1 pseudogene is annotated in these 460 nt (G+C 78.0%); it reads right to left on the bottom strand.

The annotated features are described in order from the left end of the window. Positions 1-88: 88 nt before the first annotated feature. Positions 89-460 (bottom strand): annotated as a pseudogene (locus ACFV4G_RS34210) (mechanosensitive ion channel family protein); the annotation flags it as partial.

Genomic DNA, 460 nt, shown 5'->3' with positions numbered 1-460 from the left:
CGCCCCCCCTGCGCCGCGGGCCCGGCCCCGCGCGGGTGGGCGGCACGCCCCCGGCCGGTCGGCGCCCCCAACCGGGCCGCGACGTCGGTCACGTGGTGTGGGGGCCCCGGGCCGGGCCCGGGGTGTCGACGGACTCCCGCGCGTCCGGGCGGCGCCCTGCCGCGTCCCCCACGGATATGCGCGGAAGGGCGTACGGATGCTCGTCCCGCAGGTAGCCGATGAGGTGCTCGCGCAGGGCGCAGCGGAGCGCGAACGCGTCGTCGGCGTCGGCCGCCGTCGCCAGCGCGCGGACGACGATCGTGGTGGGGGTGGTGTCGACCACCTGCAGGGCGCTGCCCTGGCCGTCCCACAGGTCGCTCTTGGCCAGGAAGTCGTCGAACTCCAGCCGCAGCACCCCCACCGGGGTGAGGTGGTCGAGGTGGTGCAGCGCCGTGCCGCTGATCCGGCTGGAGCGGCGGGA

The sequence above is a fragment of the Kitasatospora sp. NPDC059747 genome (genome assembly GCF_042732955.1).
Lineage (GTDB): Bacteria > Actinomycetota > Actinomycetes > Streptomycetales > Streptomycetaceae > Kitasatospora.
This window is presented reverse-complemented; position numbering and strand designations above follow the sequence as displayed.